Here is a 21566-nt window from a genome sequence, read left to right as displayed (position 1 = left end):
CAACATTTTTTATACAAAGTGTGGATTGCGATAAATTGACTGGATATTAGGGGTTTATGGAGCAAACCTTACATAATTTAATTACTTAGTTAGAGATTAACTCTGGCTAGCGGTGTGCAATTTGATAAAACTGTATGTATGATAGTTCGCTTTTGTGATCATCCTCGCGTTCTGGACGAGCTGTGAGGGAAATACGCCTAACCCGTTAATTCGGGCCAATAAAAGCGAGACTATAATGTCTAAAGGCACTTTGGCGGCAGGACTTACCTGCGTTTCTGAGGTCGAATATTCGACCGATTCGTTTACTGAACCCAGTAAACCTTCTATCCGCTCCCAATTGGAGCTGTCTAACCCTGTTCTATGGTTAAGTGGATCATTCCTAACCATTTTCGTTCTATTAGCGATTCTTGATGCCCAACTACTGACTTCTTTAGTTAACACCGGTTTTAGCTACGCAACCCAATGGTTTGGTGGCTACTGGCAAATTTTACTTTTCGCCAATTTCATCATCGGTCTATTCCTTGCCTTAGGGCAAACTGGTTACGTTCGTTTAGGTGCGCTTTCAACACCTGAAATGGACACCTCTAAATGGCTTTCGATTGTTCTTTGTACCTTATTGGCTGGTGGCGGCGTGTTTTGGGCTGCGGCTGAGCCGATTGCACATTTTGTTTCTGCCCCTCCTTTTTACAGTGCGCACGATAGCTCAATTAGTATGCGAGATATGGCGATCAACGCTTTATCACAATCCTTTCTTCATTGGGGGTTTTTGGCGTGGGCCATTCTTGGCTGCCTATCTTCGATTGTGTTGATGCACCTTCACTATGATAAAGGTTTACCACTTAAGCCGCGTACGCTGCTTTATCCGGTTTTTGGTCAACGTGCGATAGAAGGCTGGTTAGGCAATTCGATTGATGCCCTGAGTATCATCGCGGTAGCCGCTGGTACTATTGGACCAATAGGCTTTCTTGGCTTGCAGATCAGTTACGCGCTCAACTCACTATTTGGTCTGCCAGATCAATTTGAAACGCAAACACTGGTCGTTGTACTGGCGATGGTTTGTTATACCTTATCGGCATTGAGTGGCTTGAGCCGTGGTATCCAACTGGTTAGCCGCTATAACATTGTTTTGTCACTGGCATTGGTGGTCTTTATTTTGATTGCCGGTCCAACGAGCTTCATCATTGATGGCTATATTCAAGGTGTCGGTCGTATGGTTGATAATTTTGTGCCGATGGCTCTGTATCGTGGTGACACCGGATGGCTTAGCTGGTGGACGGTATTTTTCTGGGGTTGGTTTATTGGCTATGCACCCATGATGGCAATTTTCATCGCCCGAATTTCGCGTGGACGTACCATTAGGCAGCTTATATTAGCAATCAGTATTGCCGCGCCACTCATTACTTGTTTCTGGTTTAGTATTGTTGGTGGTAGTGGGCTTGCTTTTGAGTTAGCGAATCCAGGTAGTATTCAAGCAGGTTTTGAAGGGTTTAATTTACCGGGTGCACTGCTGGCGATTACTCAGCAATTGCCATTCCCAACTCTGATTTCTATTTTGTTCTTGATTCTGACCACCACATTCATTGTGACAACGGGTGACTCAATGACCTACACCATCAGTGTGGTGATGACAGGCAGCAGCCAACCTAACGCACTTATCCGCACTTTTTGGGGCGTGGTGATGGGCACGGTAGCCATCGTACTTATCTCGATGGGGGATGGTGGTATATCGGCATTGCAATCTTTCATTGTGATTACCGCAGTACCGACTTCATTTATCATTCTACCTTCTTTGTGGAATGCCCCGAAGATTGCTCAGCAGATGGCAAAGAAGCAAGGCTTGCTCTAAGAGCTTAAGCGGCGATGAAATGACAAATAAAAAAATCCCCCTTTGATAGGGGGATTTTTATTGCTAGTCAGTCAAGTTAAATCATGAAGATGAAAATAACGGACAGTGCAGAGATCAAACCAGCAAAGGCGTAACACAGCACTTTACCAACCACGCCTGCATGAATCTTCAGATCATGCATACCGTGGTGAAGGCGGTGCATCGCATGCCACATTGGTAGCGCAAGCGTACCTATGATGAACAGTGCGCCGATGATGCTAGTAGCAAATTCAGCCACACGCTCGTAGCTCAATGCTTCCGCATCAATAATGCCAAGCGGAGCAAGAATACCAAGTACTAATACTGTGATTGGCGTGATCATGGCAAACCATGTGCCGCCAGCGCCAAATAGGCTCCACCAAATAGGCTCATCTGAACGACGTGGAGCGCGATCAACTTTGAAATTCGGGGTCATAACGTAGCTCCTAAACAATGATCAGAACAACCAGAGAAATGAAAGCAACCGCCGCCCACTGAGCAAGGACGATTAATTTCTTATCTACCGGTTTGCCTTTGATGCGAATTGGCATCACTTGCGGCATCATGCTAAAGAAAGTTTGAGCATGAAGTAGGCTACCAGCCAGTGCCACGATGTTGATTGCGACAACGACCGGGTTAGCCATAAATTCTAGCCAACCTTGCCAAGTTTCAGGACCTTTCACCAATGCACCCAAACCAAAGGTTAGGAATAGAGTGAATAGGATCAGCGGTAGAATCGTCGCTTCACGCAACATGTAAAAGCGGTAGAAAGGACTGCTTTGCCACCAAGTACGTTTCATCTCACGTACATAAGGTTTACGATTACTCATCCTTAAGCCTCCTCAGTACTTTTTGCTGGTGTGCCATCAGGCTTTAGCATCGCAATAACGAAGTCCATTGAAGACTCCACTTTGCCTTGGTTTACTGCCGCCGCAGGATCGACGCTCTTCGGACAAACTTCAGAACAGTAACCCACGAACGTACAACCCCAAGCGCCGTTTTTACCATTGATAAGCGGCATACGCTCCGCTTTACCATTGTCACGACTGTCTAGGTTGTAACGGTGAGCGAGAGTCAGAGCTGCCGGACCAATAAACTCAGGGTTTAAACCAAACTGAGGACAAGCGGCGTAACACAAACCACAGTTGATACAGCCGGCAAACTGTTTGTATTTTGCCATTTGCTCCGGAGTTTGAATGTTGGTGCCATCTTCTGGTTTGCGATCGTTACCAATAATGTAAGGTTTAATCGCTTCAAGACGCTCAATAAATGGCGTCATATCGACAATCAAATCTTTCTCGATAGGGAAGTTCGCTAGAGGTTCGATTTTTACGCCATCTGGGTATTCGCGTAAGAAGCTTTTACACGCAAGCTTAGGTACGCCATTGACCATGATGCCGCATGAACCACAAATAGCCATACGACAAGACCAGCGGTAAGAGAGATCTTTATCAAGATGATCTTTTACATAACCCAGCGCATCAAGCACAGACATGGTTTCATCAAACGGTACTTCAAAATTTTGAAAATGCGGTTCTGCATCTTGTTCTGGATCGTAACGCAGAATATCGACTTTTTGGATGCGGTTTGCTGACATTATGCTTGCTCCTCTGCGTTTTTCTCTTCAGCCGCTTTTTCTGCTGCTGCGGCTTTCTCTGCGGCTTCACCGTATAGACGTGCTTTAGGCTGTGACTTAGTGATGGTTACATCGCTGTAGTCAATGCTTGGCGCCGCATCGGTTTGGTAGAATGCCAGAGTATGCTTAAGGAAGTTTTCATCATCACGTTCAGTGCAATTCTCATCAAGACGTTGGTGAGCACCGCGAGACTCTTTACGTAGAATCGCAGAGTGAACCATCGCTTCCGCAACTTCTAAGCCGTAGCCCACTTCAATTGCGTAAAGTAGGTCAGTGTTGAACACTTTGCCTTTATCTTTAATGCTAATGCGCTTGTAACGGGCTTTTAGCTCAGTGATCTTGTCGATAGTGGCTTGCATCAAGTCTTCTTGACGGTAGATACCACAACCCGCTTCCATTGAGTGACCCATCTCGGTGCGGATATCCGCCCAGTTTTCATCACCTTCTTGGTTCATTAGCGCCGCAATGCGTTCTTCTATCGCTTTAACTTGTGTGGCAATAGATTCGTCATTCCAGCCTTTGAATTCCGCAGCGCGTTTCACCGCATGCTCACCAGCCACACGACCAAATACCACGAATTCAGCCAATGAGTTTGAACCTAAACGGTTTGCACCGTGTAAGCCAACGGAAGCACATTCACCCACAGCGAACAGGCCTTTAATACGAGTTTCACACTGCTTGTCTGTTTCGATACCACCCATGGTGTAGTGAACCGTTGGGCGAATAGGGATTGGCTCTTTAGCTGGGTCAACGTTAACGTAAGCTTTTGCTAGCTCACAGATAAATGGTAAGCGTTCTTGCAGGTACTCTTCACCAAGGTGGCGAAGGTCAAGGTGTACCACATCACCAAGAGGATGCTTGATGGTGTTGCCTTTTTGCTGCTCGTGCCAGAATGCTTGTGAAACTTTGTCTCGTGGACCCAGTTCCATGTATTTGTTTTTCGGCTCACCAACCGGTGTCTCAGGTCCCATGCCGTAATCTTGCAGGTAACGGTAACCGTTTTTGTTCACGATAATACCGCCTTCACCACGACAACCTTCGGTCATCAAAATGCCGGTGCCCGGTAGACCAGTTGGGTGGTATTGGACAAATTCCATATCACGTAGTGGCACACCGTGACGATAAGCCATCGCCATGCCGTCGCCAGTCACAATGCCGCCATTGGTATTACAGTGGTAAACACGACCTGCGCCACCTGTTGCTAGTACAACAGACTTCGCTTTAATGGTAACTAATTCACCTTCCGCCATGTGAATTGCAACTAAGCCTTGCACTTCACCATCATCTACCAGTAGGTCCAACACAAAGTATTCATCAAAACGTTTGATGTTTTGGTACTTCATCGAAGTCTGGAATAGGGTGTGTAGCATGTGGAAGCCAGTTTTATCGGCTGCGAACCAAGTGCGTTCGACTTTCATACCACCGAAGCGGCGTACGTTAACTTCTCCGTTTTCTTTACGACTCCATGGGCAGCCCCATTGCTCCATTTGGATCATTTCACGTGTCGAGTTTTCAACGAAGTATTCAACTACATCCTGCTCACATAGCCAATCGCCACCACCAACTGTATCGTTGAAGTGATTATCTAAGCTATCTTCATCCTTGATAACAGCTGCTGAGCCACCCTCTGCTGCGACAGTGTGAGATCGCATCGGATAAACTTTAGAGATCAGTGCGACTTCCAAGTCAGGGTTTGCTTCTGCTGCTGCAATTGCAGTACGAAGACCAGCGCCGCCAGCGCCGATGACTGCGATATCTGTGATAATAGTTTTCACAGTTACCCTCCAGTGTGTTGTTAGTGCGGTTGGACCGCTTTGTTATAATTAAGAGAACCGGAATAGATGGTTATTTTCTAGCTTGAAAATAACGTGCTACACATGGCTCAAAAGTGTTACTAAGCAGTGTAAGAGAGGGCTAGGGGGCAAAAATTGATTTGGTCCGGTTTTTAAAGCGGTAATGCATTTGAGAGCATAGATTTTATAAGATATGTGAGGCTTGTCACGGCGTGCCATAGCGGGGGTATTGAAGGGCTTCTGCTTGGTGTTAATTCGATGTGAGAAGTAAGTTTAATTTCCTTGAGTGTCGGTTTATCAAGGCGTTAGCTTAGTGTAGTTTTCTAACACTTGCGTCAGACTAGAAAAATGATATGTTCGCCGACCATTGAACAGATTGATATAAAGGTAGCGAGATGAGCTGGCAACCAACCGCATCGATTGCATTACTTAAAAAGCGCGCTGAACTTCTCAGCCAAATCCGAGACTTCTTCTCCCAACGAAATGTTCTGGAAGTGGATACGCCAGCAATGAGCCATGCCACAGTGACAGATATTCATTTGCATACCTTTCAAACTGACTTTATCGGTCCGGGTTACGCCAATGGCAGCAAGCTATTTTTGATGACCAGTCCTGAATTTCATATGAAGCGTTTGTTGGCAGCAGGAAGCGGCTGTATTTACCAAATCAACAAAGCATTTCGTAACGAAGAGAATGGGCGTTACCACAACCCTGAGTTTACGATGTTGGAGTGGTACCGAATTGGATTTGATCATCATAACTTGATGGATGAAATGGATGCTTTATTGCAGTTGGTGCTAAAAGTAGGGCAAGCCGAGCGCATGTCCTATCAACAGGCTTTTATTTCCGTTTTAGGTGTATGCCCACTAGAGGGTAGTATGGATGAGCTAAAGCGAGCGGCTGGTAAACTCGGCTTAAGTGATATTGCTGACCCAGAACAAGACCGCGATACCTTGCTACAACTGTTATTTAGTGTTGGTGTAGAGCCGAAGATTGGTCAGCAAGTCCCTGCGTTTGTTTATGACTTCCCAGCTAGCCAAGCAGCATTAGCGAAGATCAACCAAACAGACTCTCGCGTCGCGGACCGCTTTGAGGTTTATTTTAAAGGGATTGAGCTGGCAAACGGTTTTCATGAATTAGACAACCCGGCTGAGCAATTGGCGCGTTTTGAGCAAGACAATGCTAAGCGAGTTGAAATGGGGTTAACGGCTCAGCCGATTGATTATCACCTCATCGAAGCGCTAAAATCGGGCTTACCAGAATGTGCAGGTGTGGCACTAGGGGTTGATCGTTTGATCATGCTGGCATTGGATTGCGATCATATCGATCAAGTCACCGCGTTTCCGTTTCCTAGAGCCTAAAGTTTTCAATTAAATATTGCGATAAAGCGTGGTAGTGATCTCCGATTCTTTCAGTTCTAGACTCGCCTAGAGCTGACAAGCCCGTTATACTCCCAGTCTGATTTTAAAACTGGGGCTACCGGTTAGCCCCTCTTATCTATACAAGAGCACAGGATATGCAAGAGTACATCGCGTTTTTCCAAGAAAATATGATTATGTCAGTGGTATGGGTTGGCCTTGTGGTTGCGCTTATCATGAATATCGTTAAAACATCGACAGCGGCTTATAAAGAGATCACTGCTGGTGATACGACACAAAAGATCAACCGTGAAAATGGTGTGGTTGTAGACATTCGCTCAAAAGATGAGTTTAAAAAAGGTCATATTACCGAAGCAGTTCACATTTTACCGTCTGATATTAAAGCGGGTAATTTCGGTAGCCTTGAAAACCGTAAAGCTGACCCAATTATTGTGGTATGCAAAACAGGTCAAACAGCCCAAGAAAGTGCTAACCTTCTAGCGAAAGCTGGCTTCGAGCAAGTATTTGTAATGAAGAATGGTTTGGTGACTTGGAGCGATGCTAACCTACCGCTAGTACGCGGCAAGAAATAATAGTTGCGAACAACGTTGATCGATTAATCGACGTTTGACCAAGAGAGATGTGAACTGCAGCACGGATTTCATCGTTTAGTTAGAGCTAAACACATCTCTCCGCTAGTCTCGAGCATAGTTTGAAATTAAGGATTAAAGGACTCAATAATGGCTGAAGCAGCACCACAACAAGAAGCGCAAAATTTTGTTATTCAACGCATCTTCCTAAAAGATGTTTCTTTCGAAGCGCCAAACTCTCCAGAAATGTTCCAAAAAGATTGGAACCCTGAAGTGAAGCTAGATCTAGACACGCAAAGCCGTGAGCTAGGTGAAGGTGTGTACGAAGTTGTTCTTCGCCTTACTACGACAGTGAAAAACGCGGAAGAGACTGCGTTCCTATGTGAAGTACAACAAGGCGGTATTTTCTCAGCTGAGAATATGGAAGCTGGTCAACTTGCACATTGTCTAGGTGCATTCTGCCCGAATATCCTATTCCCATACGCTCGTGAAACGATTTCAAGCCTAGTGATGAAGGGTACTTTCCCTCAACTAAACCTTGCTCCAGTTAACTTTGATGCGCTGTTCATGAACTACCTACAGCAGCAAGCGCAGCAAGGCGAAGCTCAAGAAGAAGCATAATTAACGTTATTTTTTAATACGTTAAGTTCTAACTAGAATGCACAAGGCATCGCGAAGTGAGCATGCGTTGTGCATTTTTTGTTTTAAGCCTCCATTGTTATACCTAAGCGGCTTTTTTAGCTAAAGGTCATTTAGGTATAACAACTAGATAAACAGTGAACAGGCGGACGAATGACAAATTCAAACATCAATAATGCCTACGGAAAAGAGATCGCAATGACGGTATTAGGAGCGGGCTCTTATGGTACCTCGTTGGCTATCTCTCTTGCTCGTAATGGCGCCAATGTGGTGATTTGGGGGCATGAGCCTGAACACATGGCGAAACTAGAAGCCGATCGCGCTAACCATGAGTTTTTGCCAGGGATTGATTTCCCAGACTCGTTAATTGTTGAGTCGAACTTAGAAAAAGCCGTGCAGGCTAGTCGAGATCTATTGGTTGTCGTACCAAGCCACGTATTCGGTATTGTGCTAAACGACGTCAAACCACATTTACTGAGTAACTCTCGTATTTGTTGGGCAACCAAAGGGTTAGAACCTGAAACGGGTCGCCTGTTGAAAGACGTTGCCAACGATATTTTAGGCGAAAGCTATTCATTAGCGGTATTGTCCGGTCCTACTTTTGCCAAAGAGTTGGCGATGGGGATGCCTACTGCAATTTCGGTAGCCTCACCAGATGCGCAGTTTGTGGCTGATTTGCAGGAAAAAATTCACTGCGGTAAGACATTCCGCGTTTACGCAAACAGTGATTTTATCGGCATGCAATTAGGCGGCGCAGTGAAAAACGTGATTGCGATTGGCGCTGGTATGTCTGATGGTATTGGCTTTGGTGCGAATGCACGTACAGCATTGATTACTCGCGGTTTGGCTGAAATGTGTCGCCTTGGTGCAGCTTTAGGTGCGCAAAAGGAAACCTTTATGGGTATGGCAGGTTTGGGTGACCTTGTACTAACCTGTACGGATAACCAATCACGTAATCGTCGTTTTGGTTTGGCTTTAGGGCAAGGTAAAGATGTCGACACCGCTCAACAAGAAATTGGTCAAGTGGTTGAGGGTTACCGCAACACCAAAGAAGTGTGGATGTTGGCACAGCGTATGGGCGTAGAGATGCCTATCGTTGATCAAATTTATCAAGTACTGTATCAGGATAAAGACGCACGAGAGGCCGCTAAGGACTTATTGGCGCGCGATAAAAAAGCAGAAGCGTAAGAAAGGAAGCAAGTCGTTTAGGAAGGTTCTATCAATATGAAGCATTGTGAAAAAAAACAGATATGGCAAACCATTATTCAAGAAGCGCGTGAGCAATCTGAACAAGAGCCAATGCTAGCGAGTTTCTATCATGCCACTATTATAAAGCATGATAGCTTGTGCGCTGCACTGAGCTACATTCTTGCCAATAAGCTTGAAACTGTCTCGATGCCGTCAATGGCGGTGCGTGAAGTAGTTGAAGAAGCATTTGCTGCTGATCCAAGCATCTCTGAAGCGGCGGCTTGCGATATCTGTGCAACAGTCAATCGTGACCCGGCAGTCTCAATGTATTCAATCCCGTTACTTTACCTTAAAGGCTACCACGCTTTGCAGGGCTACCGTGTTGCAAACTGGCTGTGGAAACAAGGTCGAGTGGCACTGGCAACGTACCTGCAAAACCAAATTTCAGTGGCGTGCCAAGTGGATATTCACCCAGCCGCGCGCATTGGTCGTGGCATCATGCTCGATCACGCAACTGGTATCGTGATTGGTGAAACGGCGGTAGTTGAAAACGATGTATCGATTCTACAAGGTGTGACTTTGGGTGGTACGGGTAAAGAGTGTGGTGATCGCCATCCTAAGATCCGTGAAGGCGTAATGATTGGTGCTGGTGCGAAGATCTTGGGTAACATTGAAGTCGGTGAAGGGGCGAAAATTGCCTCAGGATCAGTGGTACTGCAAGAAGTTCCTCCACACACGACCGTGGCTGGTGTTCCAGCGAAGGTGGTTGGGCGACCTCAATCAGATAAACCGTCACTTGATATGGACCAGCAGTTTAACGGTAAGTCGCAAAACTTTGAAAATGGTGATGGTATCTAGCCACCAGTGCGATATTCAGCGGATAGTAAAAAGGTTGGCGATGATGCCAACCTTTTCTTTACCTGTATTACTTTAACAGTAGCTAAACTTACGCAAGTGCTTTTAGTTCAGCTAAAACTTCATCAGCCCATACTACCCACGCTTGGCGCAGAAGTAAGTTACGACGGAGTGTTAAACGTTCTAAACGCTGCTGCTTGTCCAAGGCTGCAATGTTAGAGTAGTACGCGTTTTCGATTTCTTTATAGTGCTCAACAAGCTTGCGAGATTCTTCAACCAAGCTTGCAAGTTGATCATTGAAAGGCGCTGAAGGTTGTACCGAACACGCCATCAATTTTGCTGAAAACTCATCACGTACAGTTGGGTGAGCGGTAGGTTGGTCAAACCATTCCCCTAACGCAATGCGTCCGGCATCTGTAATCGAATACACTTTACGATCTGGCTTGCCTTCTTGAGGTTCTAATACGCACGTCACAAGGTGGTTTTGCGCCATCTTGTTTAGTTCACGGTAGACCTGTTGATGGCTCGCTTTCCAGAAGTAGCCGATAGTAGCAGAAAATTCTTTGGTGATGTCGTATCCAGTTGCATCGCGAGTGCTAAGAACTGTGAGAATTACGTGTGGTAATGACATGTCTTCAATCCAAATGGTCAATAAACTCAATTCAACTGCCAACACCTAAGTGTGCTTCTATAGGCACGTGTGTTATGTCGATGTAGGCAGTACCAACAAAAGTTGGTCATGTCACCTTAATAAAGCCGCTATTCACCTAGTTCGGTATCATCTACCGAAAACTGCGATCTATTGATTTTATATGTATCGCAGCGGAGCGATATTATATCTAAATAATAAGCATAAAGTGGAATACTTGGGGCAAACTCAATAAAAAACTGATAAAACTCTCAATAAAGCTGGTCAGTCGAGTTATATGCTATAAAAGTGGTTTTTTATGTCTCTAGGCTGAAATTTTATATCATGGCTTGCGAAATGCTTGTGATTTGTATCACTGGCACAAATCGGATGTGTAATAAAAAGGCCACTCAAAGAGTGGCCTAAGACTGCTAGCTCGCGAAGAGGTTAACCGGTATTGCGCATACCCGCGGCAATTCCCGCAATAGTGACCATCAAGGCTTCTTCAAGCTCTGGTGATGGCTCATCCATTTGACGAGTACGATATAGCAACTCAGCTTGCAGCATATTGAGTGGCTCAACGTAGATATTACGTAGACGAATCGACTCTTGTCCCCACGGATCGCTTTGCATCAGGTTTTCGTTGTTTTCGACATTCAAAACCGTTTTGATGTCTTTTTGCAACTGCTCACGTAGCCTGTCACCTAAAGGTAGTAGGGCAGGATCAGCTAGGCGTTCATCGTAATAACGTGAGATGCCGATATTACATTTTGAATAGACCATCTCAAGCATACCTAAGCGAGTTGAGAAGAATGGCCATTCGCGGCACATCTCTTCCAGTAACTCTTGTTGACCCTGGTCAATGGAGTACTGAATCGCCTCACCAGCGCCCAGCCATGCTGGTAATACCAAGCGGTTTTGGCTCCATGAGAATATCCATGGAATTGCGCGCAAGCTTTCCACGCCGCCATTTGGGTTGCGTTTTGCAGGGCGAGAGCCTAGAGGCAATTTACCTAGTTCTAGTTCAGGCGTTGCTTGGCGGAAATAAGGCACAAAATCAGGCTCACCACGAACCACACTGCGGTAAGCTTGGCAGCTCATATCAGAGAGTACGTGCATCAGATCGCGCCATTCTTGTTTTGGCTCTGGTGGTGGCAGTAGATTTGCTTCAAGAATGGCACTGGCGTACATATTGAAACTGTTCACTGCGACTTCTGGTAAACCAAGCTTAAAGCGGATCATTTCGCCCTGTTCAGTTACACGCAAACCGCCTTTTAAACTCTTCGGTGGTTGAGACAGTAGTGCTGCGTGGGCAGGAGCACCACCGCGACCAATCGTACCGCCGCGACCGTGGAATAGAGTGAGCTCAATGCCTTCTTCTTCCGCGACTTTTACCAATGAATCCATGGCATGGTACTGCGCCCAGCCTGCTGCCATTACACCGGCATCTTTGGCTGAGTCAGAGTAACCAATCATCACCATTTGGTGGTTTTGGATAAAGCCACGATAGAGATCGATGCTCATTAACTGCTTAATAACGGCTTCGGCGTTGTTTAAATCGTCGAGCGTTTCAAACAGTGGGCAAACATCCATACGATATGGACAGCCTGCTTCTTGCAGCAATAGGTGCACGGCCAATACATCAGACGCTGTGCGTGCCATAGAAATTACATAGGCACCAAAGGCGTCACGTGGTTGACCGGCAATAATTCGGCAGGTGTCGATCACTTCTTGAACCGGAGCCGACGGTTCCCAGTCACGAGGCAATAGTGGGCGTTTTGAACTCAGTTCTTGAGTTAGGAATGCAATCTTATCTTGCTCGCTCCACTGATCGTAATCACCAATGCCCAAGTAACGAGTTAGTTCAGAAATCACATCTGAATGACGAGTACTTTCTTGGCGAATATCATGACGAACAAGATGGACACCAAACGCTTTCACGCGTCGTAGCGTATCAAGTAGAGATCCGTCAGCGATCACGCCCATACCGCACTCATGCAGAGATTGGTAACAAGCGTATAGCGGTTGCCAAAGCTGTTCTGAGTTTTGTAGTGGGGCTTTTACCGCCAACTTCTCACCATTAATCTTGGCATCCAAGATATCTTTGGTGTCGTTCAAGAGCTTACGTAGCTGCTTTAAAATAGCACGGTAGGGTTCGTGTACATCGTCGCCAGCCAATTCGCGCAGCGCGTCATTACAACGAGTCATTGATAACTCGCTGACTAATTCATTGATATCACCTAAATAGAGGTCAGCCGCTTTCCAACGAGAAAGCAGCAGTACTTCGCGGGTGATGGTATGGGTAACAAATGGGTTTCCGTCGCGGTCGCCGCCCATCCATGAGGTGAAATGGACTGGTGCAGCATCAATCGGTAGCCCCTCACCAAGGTAAGACTCTAAGCGTTCATCAAGTTCACGTAGGAAATCAGGAATCGCTTCCCATAATGAGTTTTCGACCACGGCAAAGCCTGATTTCGCTTCATCTAGCGGTGTTGGGCGCTGTTGGCGAATGACATCGGAATGCCAGCTTTGAGCAATTAGCTGCTCTAAGCGACGTTCGGTTTTTTGGCGCTCTTTGACCGAAAGATCACTCAATTCGAGTTTCGATAAACACTCATTGGTTTTGACCAACTTATTGATCATGGTGCGACGGGTAATTTCAGTAGGGTGTGCCGTCAATACGAGTTCAATATTGAGGTCACGTACCGCTTGAGCGGTATCGAACTTGCTGATGCCGTTTTGACTTAACTTTGCAAACAGAGTGTTGATGGCGTCAGGTTCGCAAACATGAGCATCACAATGACGTGAAATAGTGTGGTATTGCTCTGCCATGTTGGTCAGGTTTAAAAACTGATTGAATGCATGAGCAACAGGAGTGAGTTGTTCGTTCGGTAAACTTTTGATTTCTTCAATCAAATTATCGCGATCTGCTTTATTGCCTGCTCGAGCAGATTTAGAAAGTTTACGGATCGTTTCTACTTTATCAAGAATCACCTCTCCGTGTGCATCCTTAATAGTATTACCGAGTATGTGACCTAACATATTCACATTACTTCGCAGAGCAGAGTATTTCTCGTTCATTATCATCCTGCCTTGTAAAAAAATTACATCCATTGTTCCCTGTTGATTAACAATCTAGCGAAAAATATCGCATTGAGTCAATTGCTGTCTGCTAATTTTCCATAAATGGTGCTAATGGCGTTAATTCGAACAATATGACTATTTTGCCTAAATTACTGAAAATTTATTACAAAAACAATGAGCTTTGTGGGCTACGTCACTTTACTGCTTTTTGCCATTTCACCCTATTGTTCTTTAGTCTGAGCAGTGCTTCGGCTGTGAGCCTTTTCTCTCTTTTGAATAGGTAAAAAGCTGGCGAGGTGCCAGCTAAATTTTTAACGATATAAAGGGTTGTTAGTCAAAACAATATTGATAAATCGACTTGGACAGAATATTGATGGTTGGGTCGATAAACTCGAAAGCCAAGAATTCATCAGGCTGGTGAGCTTGTTCAATTGAGCCTGGACCAAGCACTAGGGTTGGGCATAATTGGCTTAAGAAAGGCGCTTCGGTACAGTAATTCACCGTTTGAGAGGGAGTATCACAGAGTTTTTCTACGCCGCTTACAAACGGGTGCTCATGGCTACACTCAAAGCCTGGAACGGGATCATGTAGTGGCTTGATCTCAATCCGACCCGGCCATTTGGCTTGTACTTCATGTAAAGCACCACGCAGCATGTTGTCTAAACCATCCAAACTAATCCCCGGCAATGGACGTACGTCGTAATGCAGCTCGCAACAGCCACAGATTCGATTGGCACTATCGCCACCATGGATATGTCCGAGATTCAGAGTAGGGCTAGGGATGGCAAATCCTGGGTGGTGATATTCTTTGATTAACTTATCGCGCAGTTGCATTAAGGCGAATAGCACTTCATGCATGATCTCAATTGCGTTGACTCCTAATGCAGGATCAGACGAGTGACCTGATTTACCTGTCACTCGCACCGCATTGGCGACATGCCCTTTGTGCCCGCGAATGGGTACTAGGCTGGTGGGCTCACCAATAATGCAGTAATCCGGCTTGATTGGTGTGGTATCGGTAAAGTGTCGCGCACCGAGCATTGAGGTTTCTTCATCACAAGTGGCGAGAATATAGAGCGGTTTGGTTTGCTTACTCCAATCGACTTTCTTGACCGCTTCAATAATAAAGGCAAAGAAGCCTTTCATATCAGCAGTGCCTAAGCCGTAAAAGCGATTGTTCGCTTCAGTTATGGCGTGAGGTTCAAAATTCCAACGCCCCTCATCGTAGGGAACTGTATCGCTGTGACCCGCCAGTAACAAACCCCCTTCGCCTTGTCCTTTTTTGGCGACAAGATTGAATTTACTAGGAGCGGCTTCGATAACGTCGACCTCAAAGCCAAGGTCTTTCAGCCACGTGGCCAGTTTTTCGATGACTAGTTGGTTTCCTTCATCCCAACTCGGATCGGAAGAGCTAATAGAAGAGGTTGAAATTAGGTCGCGATAGACCTCAATAAAACTGGGTAGATGCATATTATCTTCGTTTCCTTGTTGACAGATGTTAACTAAGAAGGTAAAACATAATAAATCATTTTTAATGAATAAAAAATCATTAAAAAGCAAATTGAATAGTTTTTTAGTCACATTGAGTGACATTTAATTACGATACGGATGTCAAAAATGCTTAAAACAACCATCATTGGTGCCACTGGCTACACTGGAGCAGAACTTGCACTGATGGTGCACAAACACCCAGAGCTTACGCTATCAGGTTTATACGTTTCCGCCAACAGTGCCGATGCCGGTACGGCAATTTCTGCGCTGCATGGAAAGTTAGCTGGATTGGTCGATGACGCAGTTCAACCGCTAGTGGATGTAGAAGCGGTGGCAAAAAATGCGGATGTTATTTTTTTAGCGACAGCTCATGAAGTCAGCCACGATCTAGCACCAACATTGCTTAAGCATGGCTGCCAAGTGTTTGACTTATCGGGCGCTTTTCGTGTTAAGAAGAGCGATTTTTACCCGACGTTTTATGGTTTTGAACATCAACACGAACAATGGCTAGATAATGCGGCTTATGGTTTGGCTGAATGGGCAAGTGATGAGATAAAACAGAGCCAATTAGTGGCGGTGCCGGGGTGTTACCCAACCGCATCACAGTTGGCAATAAAACCGCTCAAGCAAGCCGGCTTAATCGATACCAACCAATGGCCAGTAATCAACGCAACTAGTGGCGCCTCAGGTGCTGGTCGTAAAGCAACGTTAACCAACAGTTTGTGTGAAGTGAGCTTGCAACCTTATGGCGTATTTACTCATCGCCATCAGCCTGAAATTGCGACGCACCTTGGTTGTGATGTCATCTTTACCCCTCATCTAGCGGATTTCAAACGTGGCATTTTAGCCACCATTACCATGAAGCTTGCTGCAGGCGTTTCAGCAGAGCAAGTCGCGAGTGTTTACCAATCGGCTTATCAAAATAAACCTTTAGTTCGCCTTGTCGATGGCATGCCTAAGTTGCAGAACGTGCAGTTTACCCCTTTCTGCGATATTGGCTGGCAAGTACAAGGTGAGCACATCATCGTTTGTGCGGTGATAGATAACTTGTTGAAAGGTGCATCAAGTCAAGCGATGCAATGTTTGAACATCCACTATGGATACCCAGAGTTAACGGCACTGATTTAATCAGTCATATCAAGGAGCAGTTATGACAGATAGTAAACAAACACCATTGGTGATCAAGTTGGGCGGCGCAGCGCTCTCTTGTACAGACACGCTAAGCCAAGTTTTCGGCGCTATTGCGAAATATCAAACTCAGGCTCAGCGACCTATCGTAATTGTGCATGGTGGCGGTTATCTGGTGGATGATTTGATGAAGCAGTTGCAATTGCCAACAGTGAAAAAGCAAGGTCTACGTGTCACGCCTTATGATCAGATCCCTTTAATTACTGGCGCGCTGGCAGGCACTGCGAACAAACAGTTACAAGGTCAAGCAATCAAAGATGGTTTGAATGCGGTTGGTTTGAGTTTAGCGGATGGCGGTTTGTGCCAAGTTGAAGAGCTTAACCCAGAGCTTGGCGCGGTAGGTAAAACCACACCGGGTAATGCCACCGTACTTCAAGCGATTTTGGCAACCGGCGCGCTGCCAATTATTAGCTCTATCGGTTTAACCTCTGATGGACAACTGATGAATGTCAACGCCGATCAAGCTGCGGTTGCTGTCGCAGGAGCATTAGATGCAGAGTTAGTTTTGTTATCAGATGTGAGCGGTGTATTGGACGGCAAAGGCAATTTGATCAAGAGTTTAGATGAGCAAAAAGCCAATCAATTAATAGATGGTCAAGTGATCACCGATGGCATGGTCGTGAAGGTACAGGCAGCACTACAAGCCGCTAATGACCTTGGTCGTCCGATAGAGGTTGCAACTTGGCGCTACCCAGAAAAATTAGCCCAGCTCTTTGCGGGTGACAGTATCGGCACTCAATTTTTGCCGCAGTAAACATTAACAAGGATTAGTCCCTAAGCCGAAAAAGCTTAGGCTCGGAGAGTTAAAAATGAGCAAAGTAAACGTAAACAAAGTAGTTGTGGCTTATTCTGGTGGTCTAGATACCTCAGTGATCATTCCATGGTTAAAAGAGAATTACGATTGTGAAGTGGTGGCGTTTGTGGCCGATGTCGGTCAAGGCTACTACGAGCTTGAAGGCATTGAAGCTAAAGCAATTGCGTCAGGTGCTTCAGAGTGTTACGTGATGGACCTGAAAGAAGAGATGGTTGCACAATACATCAATCCGACACTAAAAACCGGTGCTTGCTATGAAGGTAAATACCTACTGGGTACTTCAATGGCTCGTCCAATTATCGCTAAAGCTCAAGTGGAAGTTGCACGTAAAGTGGGTGCGGATGCGCTGTGTCATGGCTGTACCGGTAAAGGTAATGACCAAGTTCGTTTTGAAGGTGCATTTGCAGCACTTGCACCAGATCTTAAAGTGATTGCGCCATGGCGTGAGTGGGATTTGGTTAGCCGTGAAGAGTGTTTGGATTACCTTGAAGAGCGTAACATCCCTTGTTCAGCATCAATCACTAAGATTTACTCGCGTGATGCAAACGCATGGCACCTTTCAACAGAAGGTGGCGTACTAGAAGATACTTGGAATGCCACTAATGCGGATTGCTGGGCATGGACAGTTGATCCAGAGCAAGCGCCAAATGAAGCAGAATACGTAACGCTTAAAGTTGAAAAGGGTGAAGTTGTCGCAGTCGATGGTGAAGCGATGACGCCATATAACGCGCTGGTTTATCTTAATGAAAAAGGTGCCAAGCATGGTGTGGGTCGTATCGACATCGTGGAAAACCGTTTGGTTGGTATGAAGTCTCGTGGTTGTTATGAAACTCCAGGAGGCACCATTATCATGGAAGCGCTTCGTTCAGTTGAGCAATTAGTGCTTGATAAGACATCATTTGAATTCCGTGAAGAACTGGGTGTTAAAGCGGCTCAACTTGTATACGATGGTCGTTGGTTCACGCCACTTTGTAACTCAGTATTGGCAGCGGCTGAAGAGTTAGCCAAAGACGTTAACGGTGAGGTGGTGATCAAGCTTTACAAAGGGCAAGCAATGGCAACTCAGAAACGTTCAGACAACAGCCTGTACAGTGAAGAATTTGCTACCTTTGGTGCTGATGAAGTTTACGACCAAAGCCATGCTGACGGCTTTATCCGCCTGTACTCGCTACCAAGCAGAATCAGAGCGCTTAACGCAGCAAACAAAAAGTAACTGAACCTACAAATTTGGCAGGTGAGTGATCACTTTGCCAGTTTGTATAAGCTCGGCGGAGTCCGAGTACGGTGTAGCCTTATTAGGATCTAGCTAGCATTGGCTGGATCCTTTCATTATCAGGAGAGATGCAATGGCACTATGGGGCGGTAGATTTACCCAAGCAGCAGATACCCGTTTTAAAGACTTTAATGACTCGCTTCGTTTTGATTATCGCTTAGCAGTACAAGATATTGTTGGTTCTGTGGCATGGTCAAAAGCATTGGTGACAGTCGGTGTTCTATCTGATCAAGAGCAGCAGCAACTAGAGCAAGCATTGAATGAACTCAAACAAAGTGTTGAGCAAAATCCAAAACAGATCTTAGCATCTGACGCGGAAGATATTCATTCATGGGTAGAGCAGCAACTGATCGCGAAAGTCGGTGATTTGGGTAAAAAGCTGCACACTGGGCGTTCGCGCAATGACCAAGTCGCGACAGACCTAAAGCTATGGTGTCGTGAGCAAGCGGACGTACTGCTAACAGCATTGGAACAGCTTCAGCAGCAACTGATTACCGTCGCTCAGGCGCATCAAGCAACCGTACTGCCAGGTTACACCCACTTACAGCGTGCACAGCCCGTAACTTTTGCTCACTGGTGCCTGGCTTATGTCGAGATGTTTGAGCGTGACCACTCCCGTTTGAAAGATGCAGCGGCTCGCCTTAATACCTGTCCGCTCGGTTCTGGCGCTTTAGCAGGCACAGCTTACGCGATGGATCGTGAACAGATCGCACAAAACCTTGGCTTTGCTCGTGCTACTCGTAACTCTCTGGATTCGGTTTCTGACCGTGATCATGTGATGGAGTTGATGTCGGTAGCTTCTATTTCGATGTTGCACCTTTCTCGCCTCGCCGAAGATATGATTTTCTACAATTCAGGTGAAGCAAACTTTATTGAATTAGCCGATACCGTGACATCGGGTTCTTCGCTGATGCCACAAAAGAAAAACCCTGACGCACTAGAGTTGATCCGTGGCAAAACTGGACGAGTTTATGGCTCGCTGGCAGCGATGATGATGACGGTTAAGGCTCTGCCGCTGGCGTATAACAAAGACATGCAAGAAGACAAAGAAGGGCTGTTTGATGCGCTCGATACTTGGTTTGATTGTATTGCTATGGCAGCGCTCTGTTTTGACGGCATCAAGGTAAACGGTGAGCGCACATTAGAAGCGGCACAGCAAGGCTACGCGAATGCCACAGAGCTGGCAGATTACCTAGTGGCTAAAGGCATTCCATTTCGTGAAGCACACCATATTGTTGGTGTTGCTGTGGTTGGTGCCATTGAAAAGGGCAGTGCATTAGAAGCGCTTTCAATTGACGAACTCAAAGCGTTTTCGCCAGTGATAGAAGAAGACGTATATGCCATTTTGACTATTGAATCTTGCCTAGCTAAACGTAATGCATTGGGCGGCGTGGCACCAGAGCAAGTTGCCTTTGCTACTGAGCAGGCGCAAGCTCGACTAAAGTGATCTAGTAATAAAAAAGAATCGATTAACCATTGTTTTTAAAAGGGTTAATAAAAAGATCAAAAAAGATCGATAAAAAATTGAACCATCAGGAAAAGGCTCGGTCTATATGAATACCACTGCTTTTTCTTAGATGAATCTAAGAGAGCCCCGAAACCTGATATTGGTTTCGGGGCTTTTTTCTTTTCCCCTTCCTAATTGACGCTACAGCGTTGTTAACCTGCATTCGAAAATCTCATCACATAGTATTCCTATGCTCAGAGACTTTTCTCAATTGATTGCCTAGCTGTAACACCAATTAGATTGGGGAAGGCTTTGCGACTACAAAGATTCTTGAGTGCCTAGTTGAAGCCACAGCGTTGTTAACCTGCATTCGAAAACCTCATCACATAGTATTCCTAGCTGTGAATCTAATTAGTTTGAGGAAAATTTTTGGTATTGGTGTGACAACGCTGTTATTCCAGCGAATCTGACAACATCAAGCGTTTAAAGATACGCAAAGATGAGTAACACACTAGGTAAAAATTCAGGACGAATTTTTAGGTTTTCGGTGTCTGGAACGCCTAAAACCGACCGGACCACAGCATCAAGACAAAGCGCCTTTCTGGTGACTCTTTGGCGCAGCAAAGAGTTATTGGACCGCTGGTGTAAGGGGAAAGAGAAGCACCGGACTTATAAGCGGGACATACACATTCCTCTGCCTAATTGAAACCACAACGTTGTTGAGCCGTATTCGAAAACCTCATCACATAGTGTTTCTATGCTCAGAGGCTTTTCTCATTTGCTCGCCTAGCTGTGATTTTAATTAGTTTGAGGAACCTCTTTGTAGCCCCAATCAAAAACCATAGCGTTGTTGACCAGCACTCGAAATCTCATCAGTGTGCCAACCGTGGCGCGAGCTATTTTCTTTTGCTCGACTTTAGGGGGAGCACTACCCATCGCATCCATAAATGCATGGCTAGCAAGCCAGTGAAAGCTGCGATGGCGGCAAGTAGGGCGATAGATTCAATGCTTTTTGGGTTGTCTCGAAATACTAGCCACCAGATTGCAACGCAGATGGTCGACAGAGCTGCCAATTGATAGACACAGCGCATACAGTGACCAATCTTTTTCCAAAACCAGTTTTGTTGGCAAGTAGAGCAGCTCATATTTTCTGATAGTAGAGAGAGTAAGGGCGATCATTGTAATCGCATCTTCGATGAGATGGTTAATTTAAAAGTATGCATCTTGAGGGCGATCAAAAATGAAAAGTAAGCTTCGCCAGATATTAGTGGCACGTATTTAATGTACCTTACTTGCTTCAAAAATAATCAAAACAAACTTTGCTCGCGTAATGGCGGGATAGAGTTGAGGAGAAGTAAAGTGAGTACAGAATTAAAAGCAGCACTAGTAATGGGTTCAAGCTGGTTTGTTATTGGGGCAGCAGCAATCATCTTGGTCAGCCTACACGCAATGCACTAAATTCCCTGCCTAATTGGAGCCTCAGCGTTGTTGACCTGCATGCTTCCTCTTCCTAATTAAACCCACAGCGTTGTTGAGCTGTATTCGAAAACCTCATCACATAGTGACCTATGCTCAGAGGCTTTTCTCATTTGCTCGCCTAGCTGTGAATCTAATTAGTTTGAGGAAGATTTTTGGTATTGGTGTGACAGTGCTATTGTTTCAACGAATCTGACAACATCAAGCGTTTGAAAATGCGCAGAGATGAGCAACACACTAGG

General features: G+C 45.6%; 17 protein-coding genes and 1 pseudogene. 10 read left to right on the top strand and 8 right to left on the bottom strand.

Translation table 11 applies throughout. The features are described from left to right. Window positions 1-235: 235 nt before the first annotated feature. The gene (locus tag H2O73_RS10455; RefSeq protein ID WP_182108789.1) at window positions 236-1846 is read left to right on the top strand and encodes a BCCT family transporter; all 1611 of its coding nucleotides are present in this window, start codon (window positions 236-238) and stop codon (window positions 1844-1846) included. Between the two features lie 76 nt (window positions 1847-1922). On the opposite strand, the gene frdD is transcribed toward H2O73_RS10455, so the two are convergent. The 4 genes from frdD to frdA are packed head-to-tail and all read right to left on the bottom strand — an operon-like array spanning window position 1923 to window position 5275. Next, entirely contained in the window at window positions 1923-2300 is a 378-nt protein-coding gene (gene frdD, locus H2O73_RS10450; protein WP_182108788.1) for a fumarate reductase subunit FrdD, read from the bottom strand. Between the two features lie 10 nt (window positions 2301-2310). Beyond that, window positions 2311-2694 (bottom strand): fumarate reductase subunit FrdC, encoded by a 384-nt coding sequence (frdC, locus tag H2O73_RS10445; protein ID WP_182108787.1) that lies wholly within the window; start codon window positions 2692-2694, stop codon window positions 2311-2313. 2 nt (window positions 2695-2696) lie between these two features. Next, window positions 2697-3461 carry a succinate dehydrogenase/fumarate reductase iron-sulfur subunit gene (locus H2O73_RS10440; protein WP_182108786.1) on the bottom strand — a complete coding sequence of 255 codons (765 nt, stop codon included), beginning with the start codon at window positions 3459-3461 and terminating at the stop codon, window positions 2697-2699. Continuing rightward, window positions 3461-5275, bottom strand: a complete 1815-nt coding sequence (gene frdA / locus H2O73_RS10435) for a fumarate reductase (quinol) flavoprotein subunit (protein WP_182108785.1) — start codon at window positions 5273-5275, stop codon at window positions 3461-3463. Before frdA ends, H2O73_RS10440 begins: the two co-directional genes overlap by 1 nt. Window positions 5276-5688: 413 nt before the next feature. On the opposite strand from frdA, the gene epmA reads away from it, so the two are divergent. From epmA to cysE, 5 genes are all read left to right on the top strand, one after another. Further along, window positions 5689-6654 carry an elongation factor P--(R)-beta-lysine ligase gene (gene epmA, locus H2O73_RS10430; protein ID WP_182108784.1) on the top strand — a complete coding sequence of 322 codons (966 nt, stop codon included), beginning with the start codon at window positions 5689-5691 and terminating at the stop codon, window positions 6652-6654. A gap of 155 nt (window positions 6655-6809) precedes the next feature. Further along, entirely contained in the window at window positions 6810-7244 is a 435-nt protein-coding gene (locus tag H2O73_RS10425; protein ID WP_182108783.1) for a rhodanese-like domain-containing protein, read from the top strand. 147 nt (window positions 7245-7391) lie between these two features. After that, complete coding sequence (gene secB, locus H2O73_RS10420; protein WP_182108782.1) at window positions 7392-7862, top strand: protein-export chaperone SecB; 471 nt, start codon at window positions 7392-7394, stop codon at window positions 7860-7862. A gap of 171 nt (window positions 7863-8033) precedes the next feature. After that, window positions 8034-9068 carry an NAD(P)H-dependent glycerol-3-phosphate dehydrogenase gene (gene gpsA, locus H2O73_RS10415; RefSeq protein WP_182108781.1) on the top strand — a complete coding sequence of 345 codons (1035 nt, stop codon included), beginning with the start codon at window positions 8034-8036 and terminating at the stop codon, window positions 9066-9068. A gap of 36 nt (window positions 9069-9104) precedes the next feature. Beyond that, window positions 9105-9926, top strand: coding sequence for a serine O-acetyltransferase (gene cysE / locus H2O73_RS10410; RefSeq protein WP_182108780.1), 822 nt, complete (start codon window positions 9105-9107; stop codon window positions 9924-9926). Window positions 9927-10014: 88 nt separating this feature from the next. Here the strand turns inward: cysE and H2O73_RS10405 are convergent, their stop codons facing one another. From H2O73_RS10405 to argE, 3 genes are all read right to left on the bottom strand, one after another. Beyond that, the gene (locus tag H2O73_RS10405) at window positions 10015-10554 is read right to left on the bottom strand and encodes a PadR family transcriptional regulator (protein ID WP_182108779.1); all 540 of its coding nucleotides are present in this window, start codon (window positions 10552-10554) and stop codon (window positions 10015-10017) included. Between the two features lie 444 nt (window positions 10555-10998). Further along, on the bottom strand, window positions 10999-13632 hold the full coding sequence (ppc, locus tag H2O73_RS10400; protein ID WP_182108778.1) for a phosphoenolpyruvate carboxylase: 2634 nt from the start codon (window positions 13630-13632) through the stop codon (window positions 10999-11001). A gap of 333 nt (window positions 13633-13965) precedes the next feature. Next, the gene (gene argE, locus H2O73_RS10395) at window positions 13966-15105 is read right to left on the bottom strand and encodes an acetylornithine deacetylase (RefSeq protein ID WP_182108777.1); all 1140 of its coding nucleotides are present in this window, start codon (window positions 15103-15105) and stop codon (window positions 13966-13968) included. A 147-nt stretch (window positions 15106-15252) separates the two neighbouring features. Here argE and argC point away from each other — a divergent pair, with 147 nt between their 5' ends. From argC to argH, 4 genes and pseudogenes are all read left to right on the top strand, one after another. Continuing rightward, window positions 15253-16254, top strand: coding sequence for an N-acetyl-gamma-glutamyl-phosphate reductase (gene argC, locus H2O73_RS10390; protein WP_182108776.1), 1002 nt, complete (start codon window positions 15253-15255; stop codon window positions 16252-16254). 22 nt (window positions 16255-16276) lie between these two features. Then, on the top strand, window positions 16277-17068 hold the full coding sequence (gene argB, locus H2O73_RS10385) for an acetylglutamate kinase (RefSeq protein ID WP_182108775.1): 792 nt from the start codon (window positions 16277-16279) through the stop codon (window positions 17066-17068). 55 nt (window positions 17069-17123) lie between these two features. Then, a complete protein-coding gene (locus tag H2O73_RS10380; RefSeq protein WP_182108774.1) occupies window positions 17124-18341 on the top strand; it encodes an argininosuccinate synthase in 1218 nt (405 codons plus the stop codon). Window positions 18342-18474: 133 nt separating this feature from the next. Beyond that, window positions 18475-19842: pseudogene (gene argH, locus H2O73_RS10375) on the top strand (argininosuccinate lyase); the annotation flags it as partial. 902 nt (window positions 19843-20744) lie between these two features. On the opposite strand, the gene H2O73_RS10370 reads toward argH, so the two are convergent. After that, on the bottom strand, window positions 20745-20993 hold the full coding sequence (locus H2O73_RS10370; protein WP_182108772.1) for a DUF3624 domain-containing protein: 249 nt from the start codon (window positions 20991-20993) through the stop codon (window positions 20745-20747). Window positions 20994-21566 lie beyond the last annotated feature (573 nt).

The sequence above is a fragment of the Vibrio marinisediminis genome, from assembly GCF_014050145.1.
GTDB lineage: Bacteria > Pseudomonadota > Gammaproteobacteria > Enterobacterales > Vibrionaceae > Vibrio > Vibrio marinisediminis.
The sequence above is the reverse complement of the archived record's forward strand: the minus strand, read 5'-3'. Positions and strand labels throughout refer to the sequence as shown.

What these genes read in the sequence shown, in the direction of transcription:
- H2O73_RS10455 (WP_182108789.1), top strand. Translation starts at nt 236, where the DNA reads ATGTCTAAAGGCACTTTGGCGGCAGGACTTACCTGCGTTTCTGAGGTC.
- frdD (WP_182108788.1), bottom strand. Translation starts at nt 2,300, where the DNA reads ATGACCCCGAATTTCAAAGTTGATCGCGCTCCACGTCGTTCAGATGAG.
- frdC (WP_182108787.1), bottom strand. Translation starts at nt 2,694, where the DNA reads ATGAGTAATCGTAAACCTTATGTACGTGAGATGAAACGTACTTGGTGG.
- H2O73_RS10440 (WP_182108786.1), bottom strand. Translation starts at nt 3,461, where the DNA reads ATGTCAGCAAACCGCATCCAAAAAGTCGATATTCTGCGTTACGATCCA.
- epmA (WP_182108784.1), top strand. Translation starts at nt 5,689, where the DNA reads ATGAGCTGGCAACCAACCGCATCGATTGCATTACTTAAAAAGCGCGCT.
- H2O73_RS10425 (WP_182108783.1), top strand. Translation starts at nt 6,810, where the DNA reads ATGCAAGAGTACATCGCGTTTTTCCAAGAAAATATGATTATGTCAGTG.
- secB (WP_182108782.1), top strand. Translation starts at nt 7,392, where the DNA reads ATGGCTGAAGCAGCACCACAACAAGAAGCGCAAAATTTTGTTATTCAA.
- gpsA (WP_182108781.1), top strand. Translation starts at nt 8,034, where the DNA reads ATGACAAATTCAAACATCAATAATGCCTACGGAAAAGAGATCGCAATG.
- cysE (WP_182108780.1), top strand. Translation starts at nt 9,105, where the DNA reads ATGAAGCATTGTGAAAAAAAACAGATATGGCAAACCATTATTCAAGAA.
- H2O73_RS10405 (WP_182108779.1), bottom strand. Translation starts at nt 10,554, where the DNA reads ATGTCATTACCACACGTAATTCTCACAGTTCTTAGCACTCGCGATGCA.
- ppc (WP_182108778.1), bottom strand. Translation starts at nt 13,632, where the DNA reads ATGAACGAGAAATACTCTGCTCTGCGAAGTAATGTGAATATGTTAGGT.
- argE (WP_182108777.1), bottom strand. Translation starts at nt 15,105, where the DNA reads ATGCATCTACCCAGTTTTATTGAGGTCTATCGCGACCTAATTTCAACC.
- argC (WP_182108776.1), top strand. Translation starts at nt 15,253, where the DNA reads ATGCTTAAAACAACCATCATTGGTGCCACTGGCTACACTGGAGCAGAA.
- argB (WP_182108775.1), top strand. Translation starts at nt 16,277, where the DNA reads ATGACAGATAGTAAACAAACACCATTGGTGATCAAGTTGGGCGGCGCA.
- H2O73_RS10380 (WP_182108774.1), top strand. Translation starts at nt 17,124, where the DNA reads ATGAGCAAAGTAAACGTAAACAAAGTAGTTGTGGCTTATTCTGGTGGT.
- H2O73_RS10370 (WP_182108772.1), bottom strand. Translation starts at nt 20,993, where the DNA reads ATGAGCTGCTCTACTTGCCAACAAAACTGGTTTTGGAAAAAGATTGGT.